We start from the raw sequence: 19,419 nt of genomic DNA, 5'->3' as shown, positions 1-19,419 counted from the left end.
TGAGGGGGCACGATGCGACTGGTCATTATCGGTAATGGTATGGCGGCAGCCCGGCTGATTGCGTCGCTCACCGGGCGTGTTCCCGGTCGTTTCGCTATCACCGTCATCGGTGACGAGCCTGAGCAGGCGTACAACCGCATCCAGCTTTCACCGGTGCTGGGTGGCGAAAAGCAGGCGGAGCATATCTGTCTGCACGATGAAGACTGGTACACGGCACGAGGCGTGACGGTGCTGCGAGGAGAAAAGGCGCTCGCAGTAGACGTCAACGCGCGTGAAGTGCATACCTTTGCTCGCACGCTGGGCTGGGATGCGCTGGTGTTTGCCACCGGGTCTACCCCTGTCGTGCCGCCGATCCCCGGCGGCGATGCACCGCATGTGTTCACCTTTCGCACCCTGGCAGAGACCCGCGCCATCCAGAATATCTCCGGGCCGGCGGTAGTGCTGGGCGGCGGCGTACTCGGCGTGGAGGCAGCGGCAGCGCTGGCGCGAAACGGTGACAACGTCACGCTTATCCATCGCGGCACGTGGCTGATGGAACAGCAGCTGGATCAGCAGGCGGGACTGCTGCTTGACGAGGCGCTGGCGAAGCGGGGCGTACGCTGTGAACTCGCCTCCGGCATCACGGCCATCGCTGACGATGCCGTGACGTTGCTCGACGGACGCCGCATCGCCGCCACGCGCGTGGTGCTGGCCACGGGCGTGCAGCCCAACGTCGCGCTGGCAAAAGCCAGCGGCATTCGCTGCGCGCGCGGCATCGTGGTGGATCAGCAGATGCAAACCTCCGTGCCGGATATCTACGCCATCGGCGAGTGCTGCGAAATTGACGGCCAGACGTTTGGCCTGGTCGCCCCCTGTCTGGCGCAGGCGGATATTCTTGCCGCGCGGCTGGCCGGGGAGGTCACCGCGCCGTTTACCCTGACCGACAACGGCGTGCGCCTTAAGGTGACCGGCGTGGAGCTGTTCAGCCTCGGACGCGCGACGGCGCAGGCGGATGATGTGGTCTGGAGTTCATGGGACCCGCTGACCCGTCACTATCGACGTTTACTGATCCATCAGGGGGCGCTGGCTGGCGTGCTGCTGCTGGGTGACTGCCGCAGCGCGGCAACCTTTACCGATTTACTGGCAACGGCTGCGCCCGCCCACGCGGACTGGCTGTTCGATCGTTTCACAACGCAACCGCAGGTTGCAGGACAGAACGCTATGACAAAACCTACTCTGGTGGTGGTTGGGCACGGTATGGTCGGCCATCATTTCCTCGAAGACTGCGTTAACCGCAATTTGCATCAGCAATATCAGATTATTGTTTTTGGCGAAGAGCGCTATGCGGCCTATGACCGCGTGCATCTGTCGGAATATTTTGGCGGACGCAGCGCGGACTCGCTCTCGCTGGTGGCGGGGGAGTTCTTTGCCGATAACGGCATTGAGCTGCGCCTCTTGCAGCAGATCGTCGCTATCGATCGTGATGCACACGTAGTGCGTACCGCCAGTGGCCATGAGACTCACTGGGACAAGCTGGTGCTGGCGACCGGCTCGTACCCGTTCGTACCACCCGTTCCGGGCAACGATCTGCCGGGGTGTTTTGTCTACCGCACCCTCGACGATCTGGACAACATTGCGGCCCATGCGGCAGGCTCTCGCCGCGGCGTGGTAATTGGCGGCGGCCTGCTGGGGCTGGAGGCGGCGAATGCGCTTAAGCAGCTCGGGCTGGAAACCCACGTGGTGGAGTTTGCGCCTAACCTGATGGCGGTGCAGCTCGACAGCGACGGCGCGGCAATGCTGCGTAAGAAAATTGAGGCGCTGGGCGTAGGGGTACACATCAGTAAATCGACGACGGAGATTGCCACCGCAGACGACGGGCTGGTGCTGCGCTTTGCCGATGGTGAACAGCTGGAAACGGACATGGTGGTCTTCTCTGCTGGTATTCGTCCGCAGGACGCGCTGGCGCGCAGCAGCGGGCTGGCTGTCGGCGAGCGCGGCGGGATCTGCATTGACGACGGCTGCCGGACCTCCGATCCGGATGTGCTTGCCATCGGTGAATGCGCGCTGTGGGAGGGGAAAATCTTTGGCCTGGTGGCCCCGGGCTACCAGATGGCGCGCGTGGCCGCCGCTGTGCTGGCGGGTGAGGAGAAGCGCTTCACCGGCGCGGATATGAGTACCAAACTCAAGTTGCTGGGCGTGGATGTGGCGTCGTTTGGCGATGCCCACGGGCGCACGCCGGGCGCGCTGAGCTACCAGTGGACGCACGGGCCGCAGCAAATCTACAAAAAGATTGTGGTCAGCCACGACAGCAAAACCCTGCTGGGTGGCGTGCTGGTGGGCGATGCCAGCGAATACGCCACGCTGGTGCAGATGATGCTCAACGGCATCAGCCTGCCAAAAGAACCGGAAACGCTGATCTTACCCGTATCGTCAGGCAGCGCGCCGAAAGCGCTGGGCGTGGCGGCGCTGCCGGAAAGCGCGCAGATCTGTTCGTGTCATAACGTCAGCAAAGGGGATATCTGCCAGGCGGTAAGCGCGGGTGCGACGGATATCGGCGCCATTAAGCAGTGCACCAAAGCCGCGACCGGCTGCGGAGGCTGTAGCGCGCTGGTGAAGCAGGTGATGGAGTTCCAGCTTGCAGAGCAGGGCGTGGAGGTGAAAAAGGATATCTGCGAACACTTCCCGTACTCGCGTCAGGAGATTTACCACCTGGTGCGCGTCAACCATATCCGCACCTTCGACCAGCTTATCAGCCGCTACGGTCAGGGGCACGGGTGCGAGATCTGTAAGCCGCTGGTGGGATCGGTATTGGCTTCCTGCTGGAACGAGTATCTGCTGAAACCGGCGCATCTGCCATTGCAGGACACCAACGACCGCTATTTCGCCAATATTCAGAAGGACGGAACCTACTCCATCGTCCCGCGGATGCCGGCGGGTGAAGTGACCGCCGACGGGCTGATCGCCATCGGCCAGATCGCGAAACGCTATAGCCTTTACAGCAAAATTACCGGCGGGCAGCGTATTGACCTGTTTGGCGCCACGCTCGAACAGTTGCCGGAAATCTGGCAGGCGCTGGTAGAGGCCGGGTTTGAGACTGGACATGCTTACGGGAAATCCCTGCGCACGGTGAAATCCTGCGTCGGGTCGACCTGGTGCCGCTACGGCGTGCAGGATTCCACCGGCCTCGCGGTCAGGCTGGAGCACCGCTACAAGGGGCTGCGCGCGCCGCACAAAATCAAAATGGCGGTCTCCGGCTGTACCCGTGAATGCGCAGAGGCGCAGAGCAAAGACGTAGGGGTGATTGCCACGGACAAAGGCTGGAACCTCTATCTGTGCGGCAACGGCGGGATGAAGCCGCGCCACGCGGATCTCTTCGCCAGCGATCTGGACGACGAAACGCTGATCCGCACCGTTGACCGTTTCCTGATGTTCTACATCCGCACGGCAGATCGTCTGCAACGTACCAGTACCTGGATGGATAACCTGGAAGGCGGCCTCGACTATCTGCGCGAGGTGATCCTCAACGACAGCCTGGGGATCGCCCACGAGCTGGAGCAGGAGATGGCCCGGGTGGTGGAGACCTACCAGTGCGAATGGCAAACCACCCTTAACGATCCTGACCGCCTGGCGCTGTTCCGAACCGCGGTGAACGTCCCCGCCGCGGAGGAGAACAAGCGCTGGCAGGAAATTTGTAATATCGACGAGATCCCGGAGCAGGCTGGCATTGGCGCGCATCTTGGGCGCAAACCGATTGCGTTGTTCCGCTTTGGCAAAACCGTTTATGCCCTCGACGATCGGGAGCCGGGCAGCCGCGCGAACGTGCTCTCACGCGGCATCCTCGGCGATGCGGCGGGGGAACCGGTGGTGATCTCGCCGCTCTACAAGCAACGTATTCGTCTGCGCGACGGGTGTCAGGTTGAGAGCGGGGCGCCTGCGGTGCGTGCCTGGCCGGTAAAAATCGAAAACGGCAAGGTGTGGGTTGGAAATGAAGAGCTGGTGATGCGCGCGGAGGCCTCATGACGGAAACCCGGACAACGTGCCCTTACTGCGGGGTGGGCTGCGGCGTGGTCGCCAGCGCAGACGGTGAAAAGGTGAGCATTCGGGGGGATGAAACTCATCCGGCGAATTTCGGTCGTCTGTGCGTAAAAGGATCTGCCCTTGGGGAAACCACGGGGCTACAGGGACGACTGCTGCGCCCGGTTGTCGATGGCCGGGAGGTGGCATGGCCGCAGGCGCTGGGCGAAGCGGGCGAGCGGCTGCGGAACATCATCAACGAATGGGGGCCGCAGGCGGTGGCGTTTTATGCCTCCGGCCAGCTGTTGACCGAGGATTACTATGCCGCCAACAAGCTGATGAAAGGCTTTATCGGGGCGGCGAACATTGATACCAACTCGCGGCTGTGCATGTCATCGGCGGTGGTGGGCTACAAACGCGCCTTCGGTGAAGACGTGGTGCCGTGCAGCTACGAGGACGTGGAAAACAGCGATCTGGTGGTACTCGTTGGCTCGAACGCGGCCTGGACGCATCCGGTGCTGTATCAGCGGCTGGTGCAGGCAAAACACAACAATCCGCAGATGAAAGTGGTCGTGATCGATCCGCGTAAAACCGCCACCTGCGATATCGCCGATCTCCACCTCGCGCTCAGACCCGGCAGCGATGCCGGGCTCTTTGTGGGGTTGCTCAATCTGATTCAGGGGCGCGGCGAGTGGCCGATCCCTCGCGTGGCGGCGTTTTGCGATCTGCCTTCAGACGAGATTGGCACCTTCTACGACTGGTTTGTCACCGCGCCACGCGCGATCACGCTCTACACCATGGGGATCAACCAGTCCTCCAGCGGCAGCGACAAGTGCAACGCCATCATTAACGTGCATCTTGCCAGCGGGAAGTTCAACCGTCCTGGCTGCGGCCCGTTTTCGCTGACCGGACAGCCAAATGCCATGGGCGGGCGGGAAGTGGGGGGACTGGCGAATCAGCTGGCGGCGCACATGAACTTCGAGCCGGACGATCTCGCGCGCGTGGCGCGTTTCTGGGGAACGGAACGGCTGGCGCAGACCCCGGGCCTGATGGCGGTGGAACTGTTTGACGCCATTGCCCGCGGCGAGGTGAAGGCGGTGTGGATCATGGGCACCAACCCTGCCGTTTCACTTCCCGACAGCCACGCGGTGTGCCAGGCGCTGGCGGCCTGCCCGCTGGTCATGGTATCTGAGGTGATGCAGGAGACGGACACCAGCCGGTTTGCCCATATCCGTTTTCCCGCCCTGGGCTGGGGCGAGAAAAACGGCACGGTGACCAATTCTGAACGCCGTATCTCCCGCCAGCGCGCCTTTCTGCCTGCGCCGGGCGAGGCCAGACCGGACTGGTGGATCATCGCCCGGATCGCAGAGCAGCTCGGTTATGGCGATGCCTTCGCCTGGGAACACCCTCAGGAGATATTTTGTGAACATGCGGCGCTAACGGCGTTTGAAAATAACGGCGAACGGGCGCTAAACCTGCGCGAACTGGCGTCGCTGTCGCGAGAGGCGTGGGACGAGCTGGCGCCGTATCAGTGGCATGCCGGTGATTTCCCGCAAAGAACGCTTGTTCCGGTTGACCCCTCCCCGCATGGGGCAGGCGTCGACGAATTGTACCCCTTGATACTGAATACCGGGCGGATCCGCGATCAGTGGCACACCATGACGCGCACGGGGTATGTTCCGCGTCTGATGCAGCATATCGATGAGCCTTTTGTTGAGATGAACGCAACCGATGCGGCGCGCGCCGGGCTGACTGACGGCCAGCTGGCGCGGGTAAGCTCCCCGCGCGGAGTGATGGTTGCCAGAGTACGTATCTCCACCGCGCAGCGTGTAGGCGAGCTGTTTGCGCCGATGCACTGGAACGCGCAATTTGCCCGGCAGGGTAAGGTCAATGCGCTGGTGGAAGGGCGGGTTGATGCCGGGTCCGGCCAGCCGGAGAGTAAACAAACCGCGGTGAGGATCCTGCCCTGGCTACCCGCCTGGCAGGGTGAACTGTATGCCCGCGAGCTGCCAGCGCTGCCGCCGTCGGTCTGCTGGTGGCGTAAAGCCTCACGTCTGACGGTGGCGGGGGAGCAGCCGTTGCTGTCGTGGATCATGGCGTACGCCAGCGGTCGGGGCTGGCAGTTACAGGTGGCACAGACGGGAGAACGCAGCAGCGTGCTCGCCTGGCATCACGGTGAGCTGATGCTGGGCTACTGGGAGGGCCATATGCTGCCGGCGCTGGCGCATGCGTTTATTGAAGAAGCCTTTGCTGCTGCGCCCGTCCAACTTGCTGAACGCCATGCGCTGCTGCACGGGCAACGGCCGGGCGAAGATGCCGATCCCGGGCGAATTATCTGTAGCTGCTTCAGCGTGGGTGAAAATACGATACGTAAGGCGATAGCCGGAGGCTGTGATTCTGCCGCAGCGCTGGGCGTGAAGCTGCGCTGCGGTACGAACTGCGGCTCCTGCGTGCCGGAGCTGAAAGGGCTGTTGGGATAGTGTAAGGGCGTCGGGTGGCGGCTTCGCACCGGTACGAATTTGTAGGTCGGGTAAGGCGAAGCCGCCACCCGACAAATCTTTTCAGGATATTCCTGAAATTTCTGTTAAGACTGGTTTTCAGGGCTTATGGCGTTAACATAATAAGTGTTTGTTCATAAACACAGGTTCTGATTGACGACGTTGAAGGCTGTATCGTCCCGCATCCGTTTTTTGCTGTTACTCCCCCTTTTTACGGCTGGAGCCGTTCATGGTGCGCCGAAATCCTTCGTGCAGCAGGCGCAAAATCCGTTTGATAACAACGGCGATAGTCTGCCGGATCTCGGCATGGCGCAACCGACCAGCGAAGGCGAAAAGCATCTGGCTGAAATGGCTAAGGCATTCGGTGAAGCCAGTATGACCGATAACGGCCTGACGGCCGGGCAGCAGGCGCGACAGTTCGCGTTTGGCAAGGTGCGGGATGCCGTGAGCGGGGAAGTCAACGAGCAGATTGAATCCTGGCTTTCACCCTGGGGAAACGCCAACGTCAATGTGCTGGTGGATGACGACGGCAACTTTAACGGCAGCAGCGGAAGCTGGTTTATCCCCTGGAACGACAATACCCGCTATCTGAGCTGGAGCCAGCTTGGGCTGACGCAGCAGACAGACGGGCTGGTGAGTAACGTCGGGGCAGGTCAGCGCTGGGTTGCCGGAAACTGGCTGCTGGGCTACAACACTTTTTACGACAACCTGCTGGAAGACAACCTGCAACGTGCCGGGCTGGGCGCAGAGGCGTGGGGTGAAAACCTGCGCCTGTCGGCCAATTACTACCAGCCGTTCGCTGGCTGGCAGCCGCGTTCCGACATCCGCGAGCAGCGCATGGCGCGCGGATACGACGTAACGGCCAAAGCCTGGCTTCCCTGGTTTCACCACCTGAACACCAGCGTCAGCTTTGAACAGTATTTTGGCGATAACGTCGATCTGTTTAACAGCGGTACGGGGTATCACAACCCGGTTGCGGTCAACCTGGGGCTGAACTATACCCCCGTACCGCTGGTCACCCTGACGGCTGCCCATAAGCAGGGGGAGAGCGGCGTTAGCCAGAATAACCTCGGGCTGAAGCTCAACTATCGTTTTGGCGTGCCGCTGGCGAAACAGCTTTCCGCCGGGGAAGTGGCGGCGACGCGCTCGCTGCGGGGCAGCCGCTATGATTCACCCGATCGCGATAATCTGCCCGTGATGGAATTCCGTCAGCGCAAAACCCTCTCGGTATATCTGGCCACGCCGCCGTGGGATCTTAAGCCAGGCGAAACGGTGATGCTTAAGCTGCAAATTCGCAGCAAGCACGGTATCCGGCAGATCCACTGGCTGGGTGATACCCAGGCGCTCAGCCTGACCTCACCGGCAAACGGCAACAGCAGCGATGGCTGGAGTGTGATCATGCCTGCATGGGATGATTCGGAAGGGGCGAAAAATACATGGCGGCTTACGGCCGTGGTGGAAGATAAGGATGGGCAGCGTGTCTCCTCCAATGAGATCACGCTTTCCGTGGTGCAACCGCTCGTCGCAATGCCTGCCGACGATCCACGGTGGAAGTTGCTGCCGGATGAGTAAGTTAAAAAATGCGCTCCTGATGCACCCAGACGGCGGCTTCGACGCGGGATTTTAACTTCATTTTTTTCAGCATGTGTTTGACATGCACTTTGACCGTGCTCTCGGTGATGTCCAGACGGCGGGCGATCATTTTGTTCGGCAGCCCCTGGGCAATCAGCTTCAGAATGTCACGCTCGCGCGGGGTCAACTGGCTGACGTCACGATCAGACGTGGCGCGGTTCGCACGCAGGCTGGCGGCCAGTACCGGCGTTAACGCTTCACTCAGCACCATCTCGCCTGCGGCAGCCTGTTGCAGCGCCTTGAGCAGATCTTCCGGCTCCATATCTTTCAGCAGATAGCCGTCTGCCCCTCGCTTGAGGGCGGTGACCACGTCTTCTTCATGGTTTGAGACGCTGAAGACCACCACCCGGCCAGAGAGGGATTTCTCCCGCAGCTTGTCGAGGGTTTCCAGGCCATTCATGCCCGGCATGTTGAGATCGAGCAAGATCAAATCAGGATCGAGCGATTCGGCAAGTTCAATACCCTGTTCGCCGTTACTGGCTTCCCCGACGACGGTGATATCTGGCGCCATGCTGACAAGCTGTTTAACGCCAGTGCGCAGCATCGGATGATCGTCAATCAACAGGATAGATGCCGGTTCCTGATTAGTCATGGTTTTCTCCTTGAGCAGTTATGAGGGGCTTTTCGGGTATAAAGGTGACCACAACTTCGGTGCCACCTGACTCTCCCCGGCGAACCCGGCAATCACCGCGCAGGCTTTGCGCGCGGTCTCGCATGATAATTAAACCATAGTGGTTCGTTCGTTCGGCATTTTCCGGCACGCCGCGGCCGTTATCCTGAACCCTGAGCTTCACCTGATTATCCTGGCAGCTGACGGTGACCGTGACGGCCGTCGCCTCGGCATGCTTGAGCACGTTGCTCAGGGCTTCGCGGGCAATTTGCAGCAAGTGGATCGCCTGGTGAGAGGGGACAAAACGCGGTGGCAGCTGGTAATCCAGCTTCACCGGGAAGCCCAGCCGGGCGCTAAACTCCTGACAGCTGGATTCCAGCGCAGGGCGCAGCCCCGGCTCGGTGAGCTGCAAACGGAAGGTGGTCAGCAGCTCGCGAAGCTGAATCCACGAGGTGTTAAGCTCGTTGCGGATCTGGCTGAGCAGCTGTTTGCTGCTCTCGGGCATGCCTTCATCCTGCATTTGCAGGCAGCTCACCTGCATCTTCATGCAGGAGAGGGACTGGGCGATGGAGTCGTGCAGCTCGCGGGCGATGGTGGCACGCTCCTCCATCACGATCAGCTGCTGCTGTTTCTCCTGGTGGCGGTCGAGCGCCAGCGTGGCCGTGAGCTGCTCAACAAGCGTATCGACCAGCTGCTGCTGGTCATGACTCAGGTGACGTCCGGCGGGCAGGGTGGCCAGCAAAATACCGTACTGGGTATGGCTGTCCATCAGCCGCCACTTGAGGGTCGTGCCGCTGGTGGTAAGCGGCGGCAAGCCGCGCGGGCATAGATGACACCCTTTATCGTCGCAGGAGATGTCCGACTGACAGGTAAATTCCTGATGGTTTTCCTCATCTTCAACGTCGTAAACCCGAAGCTCAAGATCGCGGAGCAGAGTCAGATTTTGCAGGCCGTTCAGTACCGGCGAGAGACGTTCGCAAAGCGGGACCTGCATATGCAGACGACGGTTCGCCTGCCAGAGGAAAGAGAGGATCTCGTTTTTCTGCTCAAGCCCGGCAGTTTTCTCCTGGACGCGTTGTTCCAGTACCGCGTAGCTTTCTGATAGCTCTGCCGACATGGTGTTGAGCGCCTCGCCGAGCATCGCCATTTCGTTGCGCCCGCTGATGTGCGTGCGCTGGGTAAAATCGCGCTGTGTGACGGCGCGGGCCATCGCCAGGAGCTGTTTCCAGGGGTTAAGCAACCGCGCGCGCAGCCAGATAACCGTGAAAATTAGCAGCAAACCCATAAACAGCGCCATTGCGCGGTGAACCATCACCACACGGTCAATGCGTAACTCTGTGGTGCGATCGAATGAGGAGACAAGATGATCGATGCGTGACACAAACCCGGCGACATCCCGGGCGACCGTTTCCCGGTCTTCCGCCCGCTTTAACCCAGGCTCCAGCTGGGTATGCCAGTAGCCCTGAAGCGCCTTAAGCTGAGATTGCTGACCGTCACGGATGGCGGCTCTTTCCAGTTCAGGGCTGAATGCGGTACGCTCCATTTCGTCGATAAGCGGTTGGTCAGCCTGCGTCAGCGGCACCGACGCCAGCAGCCGGTAACTCTGCATACGTAGCGAGCCTGCCTCGTTGATGGCATGCGCGTTACCCTGTACACCCTGTACCAGCCAGCCAGAAATAGCCATGCCGGTCACGCCGATAGCGGTGGACAGCAGAACAATAAGCGCCAGCTGGTTAACCAGCGTCAGCGGAGATAAACATCTTTTTAACATAGAGTTGCCGGGCTCCTGACGTGACCTGATTGCAGGAATGGCGCTATTCTGGTGCATACCCTGGAGTATACCCATACCAATAAAGGATTACCTCTAAATTGCCAGAGGGGTAACGGTTAGTGGGTGGACGAAGCAGGGATGCGTCAGCACCGTGAAAAACCACACCTTTTTTACGTTTTGCATCTACTCATTAAGAGTGATGGCTTTTTTTTCGCCGCAAAACCTCCCACTTTTCCTTTGATTTATATCAACTTACCGCCGCTCTAAAGCCCTAATGTTTGCAGCATCATTCGAGAATCAGAGGTGTCTATGAGTCACTCTTCCGCTCCCGAAAGGGAAACTGGTGCCGTTATTACAGACTGGCGTCCAGAGGATCCGGCGTTCTGGCAACAGCGCGGCCATCGTGTAGCAAGTCGTAATCTGTGGATTTCCGTTCCATGTCTGTTACTGGCGTTTTGCGTCTGGATGTTGTTCAGTGCGGTTGCGGTTAACCTGCCAAAAGTGGGCTTTACCTTTACCACCGATCAGCTGTTTATGTTGACCGCGTTGCCGTCGCTTTCAGGCGCACTGCTGCGCGTTCCTTACGCGTTTATGGTGCCGGTCTTTGGCGGTCGTCGCTGGACGGCTTTCAGTACCGGGATCATGATCGTACCGTGCGTGTGGCTCGGTTTTGCGGTGCAGGATACCTCCACACCGTTTAGCGTATTCGTGATTATCTCTCTGCTGTGCGGTTTTGCGGGGGCGAACTTTGCGTCCAGTATGGCAAACATCAGCTTCTTCTTCCCGAAAGCGAAGCAGGGTGGTGCGCTGGGCATTAACGGCGGCCTCGGTAATATGGGCGTGAGCGTGATGCAGCTGATTGCCCCGCTGGCGATCTCTGTCTCCATCTTTGCGGCCTTTGGCGGCGGCGGTGTGACGCAGCCCGACGGTTCCGTGCTGTTCCTGCAAAACGCCTCCTGGATTTGGGTACCGTTCCTGGTGGTCTTTACCCTGGCGGCGTGGTTCTTCATGAACGATCTGTCCGCGTCCAAAGCGTCACTGAGCGAGCAGCTGCCAGTGCTGAAGCGTGGCCACCTGTGGGTGATGGCGCTGCTGTATCTGGCGACCTTCGGCTCGTTCATCGGTTTCTCAGCAGGCTTTGCCATGCTGTCTAAAACCCAGTTCCCGGACGTGCAGATCCTTCAGTTTGCCTTCTTCGGTCCGTTTATCGGCGCGCTGGCACGTTCGCTGGGCGGGATGATCTCCGACCGTCTGGGGGGAACGCGCGTTACGCTGGTGAACTTTGTTGTGATGGCCATCTTCTGTGCGCTGCTGTTCCTGACGCTGCCTGCGGGTGGTGAGGGGGGTAACTTCTTTGCCTTCTTCGGCGTATTCATGGTGCTGTTCCTGACCGCCGGGCTGGGCAGTGCGTCTACTTTCCAGATGATCTCTGTCATCTTCCGCAAGCTGACCATGGACCGCGTCAAAGCGCAGGGTGGGAGCGACGAGCAGGCAATGCGTGAAGCCGCCACCGATACCGCTGCGGCGCTTGGGTTTATCTCTGCGATTGGCGCGATTGGCGGCTTCTTTATTCCAAAAGCGTTCGGCATCTCACTGGATCTGACCGGCTCTCCGGCGGGTGCGATGAAAATATTCCTCGTCTTCTATATCGCCTGCGTGGTCATCACCTGGCTGGTATATGGCCGTAATACCAAGAAAAACAAGTAAGCTTGATTATCCGTTTGCGCGGCCTGAGTGCCGCGCTTTTTTTAATCGCTAAATAGTTACAACATACTAATAGCTTTTCCTGTGGTCATACGCAGGTAACGCTGTGATCGCCATCGCTTTACAGGTGTTTCTACCCCTTAATACCTAAGATGTTAAATTTTGCCTCGCTTATTGTACGATAAATAAAATATATCTATATAAATCATAAAGTTAAAAAATATTAACGGCTACCGCTTTGGTGGTATTTGATCTAATACCCCCCCTCAGAGTCCCCCTTCGTCTTGATCGTTATCAATTCTCACCATCTTTCATAGCGTTACCTTCGCTGCAAATCAGCAATGTCGATTTAGAGAGCCACAGGCTCCACACAGGAGATACCCGATGAGCAAATTTTTGGACCGGTTTCGCTACTTCAAACAGAAGGGTGAAACTTTTGCCGATGGGCACGGCCAGGTTCTGGATACCAACCGGGACTGGGAAGATGGTTACCGTCAACGCTGGCAGCATGACAAAGTTGTCCGTTCTACCCATGGCGTAAACTGCACTGGCTCATGTAGCTGGAAGATTTTCGTTAAAAACGGTCTGGTGACCTGGGAAATGCAGCAGACCGATTATCCGCGTACCCGTCCGGATATGCCGAACCACGAGCCGCGCGGCTGCCCGCGTGGGGCCAGCTACTCCTGGTATCTCTACAGCGCCAACCGTCTGAAATACCCGCTGATGCGTAAACGCCTGATGAAAATGTGGCGTGAAGCGAAAGTGCAGCACAGCGATCCGGTTGATGCCTGGGCCTCCATTATTGAAAATGCCGACAAAGCGAAAAGCTTCAAGCAGGCGCGTGGTCGCGGTGGTTTCGTTCGTTCTTCCTGGAAAGAGGTGAACGAGCTGATTGCGGCTTCCAACGTCTACACCGTGAAAACCTACGGTCCTGACCGTGTGGCAGGCTTCTCGCCAATCCCGGCGATGTCGATGGTCTCTTACGCCTCCGGCGCGCGCTACCTGTCACTCATCGGTGGTACCTGCCTGAGCTTCTACGACTGGTACTGCGACCTGCCGCCAGCGTCACCACAGACCTGGGGTGAGCAGACCGACGTGCCGGAGTCCGCCGACTGGTATAACTCCAGCTACATCATCGCCTGGGGCTCTAACGTTCCGCAGACCCGTACCCCGGATGCGCACTTCTTTACCGAAGTACGTTACAAAGGGACCAAAACCGTCGCCGTGACCCCGGACTACGCCGAAATCGCCAAACTGTGCGACCTGTGGCTGGCGCCGAAACAGGGTACCGATGCCGCAATGGCGCTGGCGATGGGCCACGTCATGCTGCGTGAATTCCACCTCGATAAGCCAAGCCAGTATTTCACCGATTACGTGCGTCGCTACACCGACATGCCAATGCTGGTGATGCTCGAAGAGCGTGACGGCTATTACGCCGCAGGCCGTATGCTGCGTGCCGCGGATCTGGTGGACGCGCTGGGTCAGGAAAACAACCCGGAGTGGAAAACGGTCGCCTGCAACAGCAACGGCGAGCTGGTGGCGCCAAACGGTTCTATCGGCTTCCGCTGGGGGGAAAAAGGCAAATGGAACCTGGAGCAGCGTAACGGCACCACGGGTGAAGAGACGGAGCTGCTTCTCAGCATGCTGGGCAGCCAGGATGAGATCGCCGATGTCGGCTTCCCGTACTTTGGTGGTGAAGGTTCCGAGCACTTCAACAAGGTTGAGTTGCAAAACGTTCTGATGCACAAGCTGCCGGTGAAGCGCCTGCAACTGGCGGACGGTTCTACTGCTCTGGTCACTACCGTCTACGATCTGACCATGGCGAACTACGGCCTGGAGCGCGGCCTGAACGACGAAAACTGCGCGACCAGCTATGATGACGTGAAGGCTTATACCCCAGCCTGGGCGGAGCAGATCACCGGTGTGCCACGCGCCCAGATCACTCGTATCGCCCGCGAATTTGCGGAAAACGCCGACAAAACCCACGGTCGCTCCATGATCATCGTCGGTGCCGGTCTGAACCACTGGTATCACCTCGATATGAACTATCGCGGGCTGATCAACATGCTGATCTTCTGCGGCTGCGTCGGGCAGAGCGGCGGCGGCTGGGCGCACTACGTGGGCCAGGAAAAACTGCGTCCGCAGACCGGCTGGCAACCGCTGGCGTTTGCCCTTGACTGGCAGCGTCCGGCTCGTCACATGAACAGCACCTCCTACTTCTATAACCACTCCAGCCAGTGGCGCTACGAGACGGTTACCGCCCAGGAACTGCTGTCGCCGATGGCGGATAAATCCCGCTACAGCGGCCACCTGATTGACTTCAACGTGCGCGCTGAGCGTATGGGCTGGCTGCCGTCTGCGCCGCAGCTGGGTACGAACCCGCTACGTATTGCGGAAGCGGCGAAGCAGGCGGGCATGTCACCGGTGGACTACACCGTTAAATCCCTCAAAGACGGCTCAATCCGCTTCGCGGCAGAACAGCCGGAGAACGGTAAAAACCATCCGCGTAACCTGTTCATCTGGCGCTCTAACCTGCTGGGTTCTTCCGGTAAAGGCCACGAGTACATGCTGAAATACCTGCTCGGTACCGAAAACGGTATTCAGGGTAAAGATCTCGGCAAGCAGGGCGGCGTGAAGCCGGAAGAAGTGGAGTGGAAAGACAACGGTCTCGACGGCAAGTTGGATCTGGTGGTGACGCTGGACTTCCGTCTGTCCAGTACCTGCCTGTACTCCGACATCGTGCTGCCTACTGCCACCTGGTACGAAAAAGACGACATGAATACGTCGGATATGCATCCGTTTATTCATCCGCTGTCGGCGGCCGTTGACCCGGCGTGGGAATCAAAAAGCGACTGGGAAATTTACAAAGACATCGCGAAGAAATTCTCCGAAGTCTGTGTAGGGCACCTGGGCAAAGAGACCGACGTGGTGACGCTGCCAATCCAGCACGACTCCGCTGCCGAACTGGCTCAGCCGCTGGACGTGAAGGACTGGAAAAAAGGCGAGTGCGACCTGATCCCGGGCGTAACCGCGCCGCACATTATTCCGGTTGAACGTGATTACCCGGCAACTTACGAACGCTTTACCTCTATCGGCCCGCTGATGGAGAAGATCGGTAACGGCGGTAAAGGCATCGCCTGGAACACCCAGAGCGAAATGGATCTGCTGCGCAAGCTCAATTACACCAAAGCAGACGGCCCGGCGAAAGGCCAGCCGATGCTGAACACGGCAATTGATGCGGCAGAGATGATCCTGACCCTGGCCCCGGAAACCAACGGCCACGTGGCGGTGAAAGCCTGGGCGGCCCTGAGCGAGTTTACCGGTCGTGACCACACGCACCTGGCGAAGAATAAAGAGGAAGAGAAAATCCGCTTCCGCGATATTCAGGCCCAGCCGCGCAAGATTATCTCCAGCCCGACCTGGTCTGGCCTCGAAGATGAACATGTGTCCTATAACGCCGGATACACCAACGTTCACGAGCTGATCCCATGGCGCACGCTTTCTGGCCGTCAGTCTCTGTATCAGGATCACCAGTGGATGCGTGACTTCGGTGAAAGCCTGCTGGTTTACCGTCCGCCAATCGACACCCGCTCCGTGAAAGCGGTGATGGGCGCGAAATCGAACGGTAACCCTGAGAAGGCGCTGAACTTCCTGACGCCGCACCAGAAGTGGGGTATCCACTCCACCTACAGCGACAACCTGCTGATGCTGACGCTGTCGCGCGGGGGGCCAATCGTCTGGATGAGCGAAGCGGACGCCAAAGATCTAGGTATCGAAGATAACGACTGGATCGAAGTGTTCAACAGCAACGGCGCCCTGACGGCACGTGCGGTGGTGAGCCAGCGTGTACCGGCCGGGATGACCATGATGTACCACGCGCAGGAACGTATCGTTAACCTGCCGGGGTCTGAGATCACCGAGCAGCGCGGCGGTATTCACAACTCCGTGACCCGTATTACGCCGAAGCCGACCCACATGATCGGTGGTTATGCCCAGCTGGCCTACGGCTTTAACTACTACGGCACCGTAGGATCGAACCGCGATGAGTTCGTGGTGGTACGAAAGATGAAGAATATTAACTGGTTAGATGGCGAAGGTAATGACCAGGTACAGGAGAGCGTAAAATGAAAATTCGTTCACAAGTCGGCATGGTGCTGAATCTGGATAAATGCATCGGCTGTCATACCTGCTCAGTCACCTGTAAAAACGTCTGGACCAGCCGTGAAGGTATGGAGTACGCCTGGTTCAACAACGTGGAAAGTAAGCCGGGCACCGGCTTCCCGACCGACTGGGAAAACCAGGAGAAGTGGAAGGGCGGCTGGATCCGTAAAATCAACGGCAAACTGCAACCGCGCATGGGTAACCGTGCCATGTTGCTGGGAAAAATCTTCGCTAACCCGCATCTGCCGGGCATTGATGATTACTACGAGCCGTTTGATTACGACTACCAGAACCTGCACAACGCGCCGGAAAGCAAACACCAGCCGATCGCCCGTCCTCGCTCGCTGATCACCGGCCAGCGCATGGACAAAATTACCAGCGGTCCAAACTGGGAAGAGATTCTGGGCGGCGAGTTCGAAAAACGCGCCAAAGACCAGAACTTCGAGAACATGCAGAAGGCGATGTACGGCCAGTTCGAAAACACCTTCATGATGTACCTGCCGCGCCTGTGCGAACACTGCCTTAACCCGGCGTGCGTGGCGACCTGCCCAAGCGGCGCCATCTACAAGCGTGAAGAAGATGGCATTGTGCTGATCGACCAGGACAAGTGCCGCGGCTGGCGTATGTGCATCACCGGCTGCCCGTACAAAAAAATCTACTTCAACTGGAAGAGCGGTAAGTCTGAGAAGTGCATCTTCTGCTACCCGCGTATCGAAGCCGGTATGCCGACCGTCTGCTCAGAAAGCTGCGTAGGTCGTATCCGCTACCTCGGCGTGCTGCTGTACGACGCGGACGCGATTGAAAATGCCGCAAGCACCGAGAACGAGAAAGATCTGTATCAGCGTCAGCTGGACGTCTTCCTGGATCCAAACGATCCGAAGGTTATTGAGCAGGCGCTGAAAGACGGTATTCCGCAGAGCGTGATTGACGCCGCACAGCAGTCCCCGGTGTACAAAATGGCGATGGACTGGAAGCTGGCCCTGCCGCTGCACCCGGAATACCGCACGCTGCCGATGGTCTGGTACGTGCCGCCGCTGTCTCCGATTCAGTCTGCGGCGGACGCGGGTGAACTGGGCAGCAACGGCATTCTGCCGGACGTGGAAAGCCTGCGTATCCCGGTTCAGTATCTGGCCAACCTGCTCACCGCAGGGGATACCCAGCCGGTACTGCTGGCGCTGAAACGTATGCTGGCGATGCGTCACTTCAAACGTGCCGAAACCGTTGACGGCGTTAACGATACCCGCGCGCTGGAGGAGGTTGGTCTGACCGAAGCGCAGGCGCAGGAGATGTACCGCTATCTGGCAATCGCTAACTACGAAGATCGTTTCGTGGTGCCGAGCAGCCACCGTGAACTGGCTCGCGAGGCCTTCCCGGAGAAAAGTGGGTGTGGCTTTACCTTTGGCGACGGTTGCCACGGGTCAGACAGCAAATTCAACCTGTTCAACAGCCGCCGCATTGACGCGATGGATGTGACCAGCAAAACGGAGCCGCACCAATGATTGAACTCGTCATTGTTTCGCGTCTGCTCGAGTACCCTGATGCTGCGCTTGTGCAGCATCAACAGGAACTCTTTGATGCACTCGCGTCATCTGAAAACCTGGATAAAGTGGATGCCCAGAAGCTGGGCGTTTTCCTCCGCGATCTGCTGGCACGCGATCTTCTTGATGCGCAGGCGGACTACAGCCAGCTGTTTGACCGGGGCCGTGCCACGTCTCTGCTGCTGTTCGAACACGTTCACGGTGAATCCCGCGACCGTGGTCAGGCGATGGTGGATCTGATGGCCCAGTACGAGCAGCACGGTTTGCAACTCGACAGCCGCGAGCTGCCGGATCACCTGCCGCTGTATCTGGAATATCTGGCACAGTTGCCGAAAGAGGAAGCGCTGGGCGGGTTGCAGGACATTGCTCCTATTCTGGCGTTGCTCGGCGCGCGTCTCCAGCAACGTGAGAGCAGCTATGCAGTCCTGTTCGATCTGCTGGTGAAACTGGCTAACGCCTCGGTTGACAGTCAAAAAGTGGCGGAAAAAATTGCGGATGAAGCCCGTGACGATACCCCACAAGCACTGGATGCCGTCTGGGAAGAAGAGCAGGTGAAATTCTTTGCTGACCAGAGCTGTGGCGAATCTGAAATCTCCGCGCATCAGCGTCGTTTTGCCGGAGCGGTGGCTCCGCAATATTTGAATATCTCTAACGGAGGACAGCACTAATGCACTTCCTGAATATGTTCTTCTTTGACATTTACCCGTATATCGCGGGCACCGTGTTCCTGGTGGGAAGCTGGCTGCGTTATGACTATGGCCAGTACACCTGGCGTGCTGCCTCCAGCCAGATGCTGGATCGTAAAGGGATGAACCTGGCGTCAAACCTGTTCCACATCGGGATTTTGGGAATTTTCGCCGGCCACTTCCTGGGGATGCTGACCCCGCACTGGATGTACGAAGCGTGGCTGCCGATTGAAGTGAAGCAGAAGATGGCGATGATTGCCGGCGGCGCCTGTGGCGTGATGACCCTGGTGGGTGGTCTGCTGCTGCTGAAACGACGTCTGTTCAGCCCACGCGTGCGGGCTACCACGACCGGAGCGGACATCCTGATCCTCTCCCTGCTGATGGTGCAGTGTGCGCTTGGTCTGCTGACCATTCCATTCTCTGCGCAGCATATGGACGGCAGCGAGATGATGAAGCTGGTTGGATGGGCGCAGTCTGTCGTGACCTTCCGCGGGGGCGCTTCTGAGCATCTGGACGGCGTGGCGTTTATCTTCCGCGTTCACCTGGTGCTGGGTATGACCCTGTTTGTGCTGTTCCCATTCTCTCGCCTGGTGCACATCTGGAGTGCGCCGGTGGAGTACCTGACGCGCAAATATCAGGTTGTGCGTGCTCGTCGCTGATTCGCTGTATTAATACAACCCCGCATTTGCGGGGTTTTTTTTGTCCCCGATCCAGGGGGGCGTGCGGATGCCGGGTGGCGGCTGCGCCTTACCCGGCCTACAGATCCTATTCGTAGCCCCGGTAAGCGAAGCGCCACCGGGGAAAACAGGCAGGGAAGGATTACTCC

Annotated in this window: 10 protein-coding genes; 8 read left to right on the top strand and 2 right to left on the bottom strand. The window is 58.9% G+C overall.

The window, feature by feature from the left end:
* Positions 1 to 12 precede the first annotated feature (12 nt).
* The 3 genes from nirB to ACOTY5_RS07845 all read left to right on the top strand — a co-directional run bounded on the left by nirB (position 13) and on the right by ACOTY5_RS07845 (position 8,063).
* Entirely contained in the window at positions 13 to 3,999 is a 3,987-nt protein-coding gene (gene nirB / locus ACOTY5_RS07855) for a nitrite reductase large subunit NirB (protein ID WP_074132647.1), read from the top strand.
* On the top strand, positions 3,996 to 6,473 hold the full coding sequence (locus ACOTY5_RS07850) for a nitrate reductase (protein WP_126497331.1): 2,478 nt from the start codon (positions 3,996 to 3,998) through the stop codon (positions 6,471 to 6,473). The genes nirB and ACOTY5_RS07850 overlap by 4 nt, the downstream gene beginning before the upstream one ends.
* A gap of 171 nt (positions 6,474 to 6,644) precedes the next feature.
* Positions 6,645 to 8,063 (top strand): YchO/YchP family invasin, encoded by a 1,419-nt coding sequence (locus ACOTY5_RS07845; protein ID WP_045142746.1) that lies wholly within the window; start codon positions 6,645 to 6,647, stop codon positions 8,061 to 8,063.
* 1 nt (position 8,064) lies between these two features.
* On the opposite strand, the gene narL is transcribed toward ACOTY5_RS07845, so the two are convergent.
* Both narL and narX read right to left on the bottom strand, forming a co-directional pair.
* Positions 8,065 to 8,715 carry a two-component system response regulator NarL gene (gene narL / locus ACOTY5_RS07840; RefSeq protein WP_003856701.1) on the bottom strand — a complete coding sequence of 217 codons (651 nt, stop codon included), beginning with the start codon at positions 8,713 to 8,715 and terminating at the stop codon, positions 8,065 to 8,067.
* Positions 8,708 to 10,504, bottom strand: a complete 1,797-nt coding sequence (gene narX, locus ACOTY5_RS07835) for a nitrate/nitrite two-component system sensor histidine kinase NarX (protein ID WP_045142747.1) — start codon at positions 10,502 to 10,504, stop codon at positions 8,708 to 8,710. Before narX ends, narL begins: the two co-directional genes overlap by 8 nt.
* A gap of 309 nt (positions 10,505 to 10,813) precedes the next feature.
* Here narX and ACOTY5_RS07830 point away from each other — a divergent pair, with 309 nt between their 5' ends.
* The 5 genes from ACOTY5_RS07830 to narI all read left to right on the top strand — a co-directional run bounded on the left by ACOTY5_RS07830 (position 10,814) and on the right by narI (position 19,252).
* Complete coding sequence (locus ACOTY5_RS07830) at positions 10,814 to 12,211, top strand: NarK family nitrate/nitrite MFS transporter (RefSeq protein ID WP_017693303.1); 1,398 nt, start codon at positions 10,814 to 10,816, stop codon at positions 12,209 to 12,211.
* A 381-nt stretch (positions 12,212 to 12,592) separates the two neighbouring features.
* Positions 12,593 to 16,336: a nitrate reductase subunit alpha gene (locus ACOTY5_RS07825; protein ID WP_045142563.1), complete on the top strand. Its 3,744-nt coding sequence runs from the start codon at positions 12,593 to 12,595 to the stop codon at positions 16,334 to 16,336.
* The gene (narH, locus tag ACOTY5_RS07820) at positions 16,333 to 17,868 is read left to right on the top strand and encodes a nitrate reductase subunit beta (protein ID WP_017384243.1); all 1,536 of its coding nucleotides are present in this window, start codon (positions 16,333 to 16,335) and stop codon (positions 17,866 to 17,868) included. The genes ACOTY5_RS07825 and narH overlap by 4 nt, the downstream gene beginning before the upstream one ends.
* Positions 17,865 to 18,575, top strand: a complete 711-nt coding sequence (gene narJ, locus ACOTY5_RS07815) for a nitrate reductase molybdenum cofactor assembly chaperone (protein ID WP_023296754.1) — start codon at positions 17,865 to 17,867, stop codon at positions 18,573 to 18,575. Before narH ends, narJ begins: the two co-directional genes overlap by 4 nt.
* Positions 18,575 to 19,252, top strand: coding sequence for a respiratory nitrate reductase subunit gamma (narI, locus tag ACOTY5_RS07810; RefSeq protein WP_015570365.1), 678 nt, complete (start codon positions 18,575 to 18,577; stop codon positions 19,250 to 19,252). Before narJ ends, narI begins: the two co-directional genes overlap by 1 nt.
* Positions 19,253 to 19,419: the final 167 nt, after the last annotated feature.

Source organism: Enterobacter cloacae complex sp. SHL018, assembly GCF_049237905.1.
Classification (GTDB): Bacteria; Pseudomonadota; Gammaproteobacteria; order Enterobacterales; family Enterobacteriaceae; genus Enterobacter; species Enterobacter hormaechei_C.
The sequence above is the reverse complement of the archived record's forward strand: the minus strand, read 5'-3'. Positions and strand labels throughout refer to the sequence as shown.

Bases quoted from the DNA above. Each gene is read 5' to 3' on its own strand.
- nirB (WP_074132647.1), top strand. From the start codon at position 13: ATGCGACTGGTCATTATCGGTAATGGTATGGCGGCAGCCCGGCTGATT.
- narH (WP_017384243.1), top strand. From the start codon at position 16,333: ATGAAAATTCGTTCACAAGTCGGCATGGTGCTGAATCTGGATAAATGC.
- ACOTY5_RS07825 (WP_045142563.1), top strand. From the start codon at position 12,593: ATGAGCAAATTTTTGGACCGGTTTCGCTACTTCAAACAGAAGGGTGAA.
- ACOTY5_RS07830 (WP_017693303.1), top strand. From the start codon at position 10,814: ATGAGTCACTCTTCCGCTCCCGAAAGGGAAACTGGTGCCGTTATTACA.
- narX (WP_045142747.1), bottom strand. From the start codon at position 10,504: ATGTTAAAAAGATGTTTATCTCCGCTGACGCTGGTTAACCAGCTGGCG.
- ACOTY5_RS07850 (WP_126497331.1), top strand. From the start codon at position 3,996: ATGACGGAAACCCGGACAACGTGCCCTTACTGCGGGGTGGGCTGCGGC.
- narI (WP_015570365.1), top strand. From the start codon at position 18,575: ATGCACTTCCTGAATATGTTCTTCTTTGACATTTACCCGTATATCGCG.
- narL (WP_003856701.1), bottom strand. From the start codon at position 8,715: ATGACTAATCAGGAACCGGCATCTATCCTGTTGATTGACGATCATCCG.
- narJ (WP_023296754.1), top strand. From the start codon at position 17,865: ATGATTGAACTCGTCATTGTTTCGCGTCTGCTCGAGTACCCTGATGCT.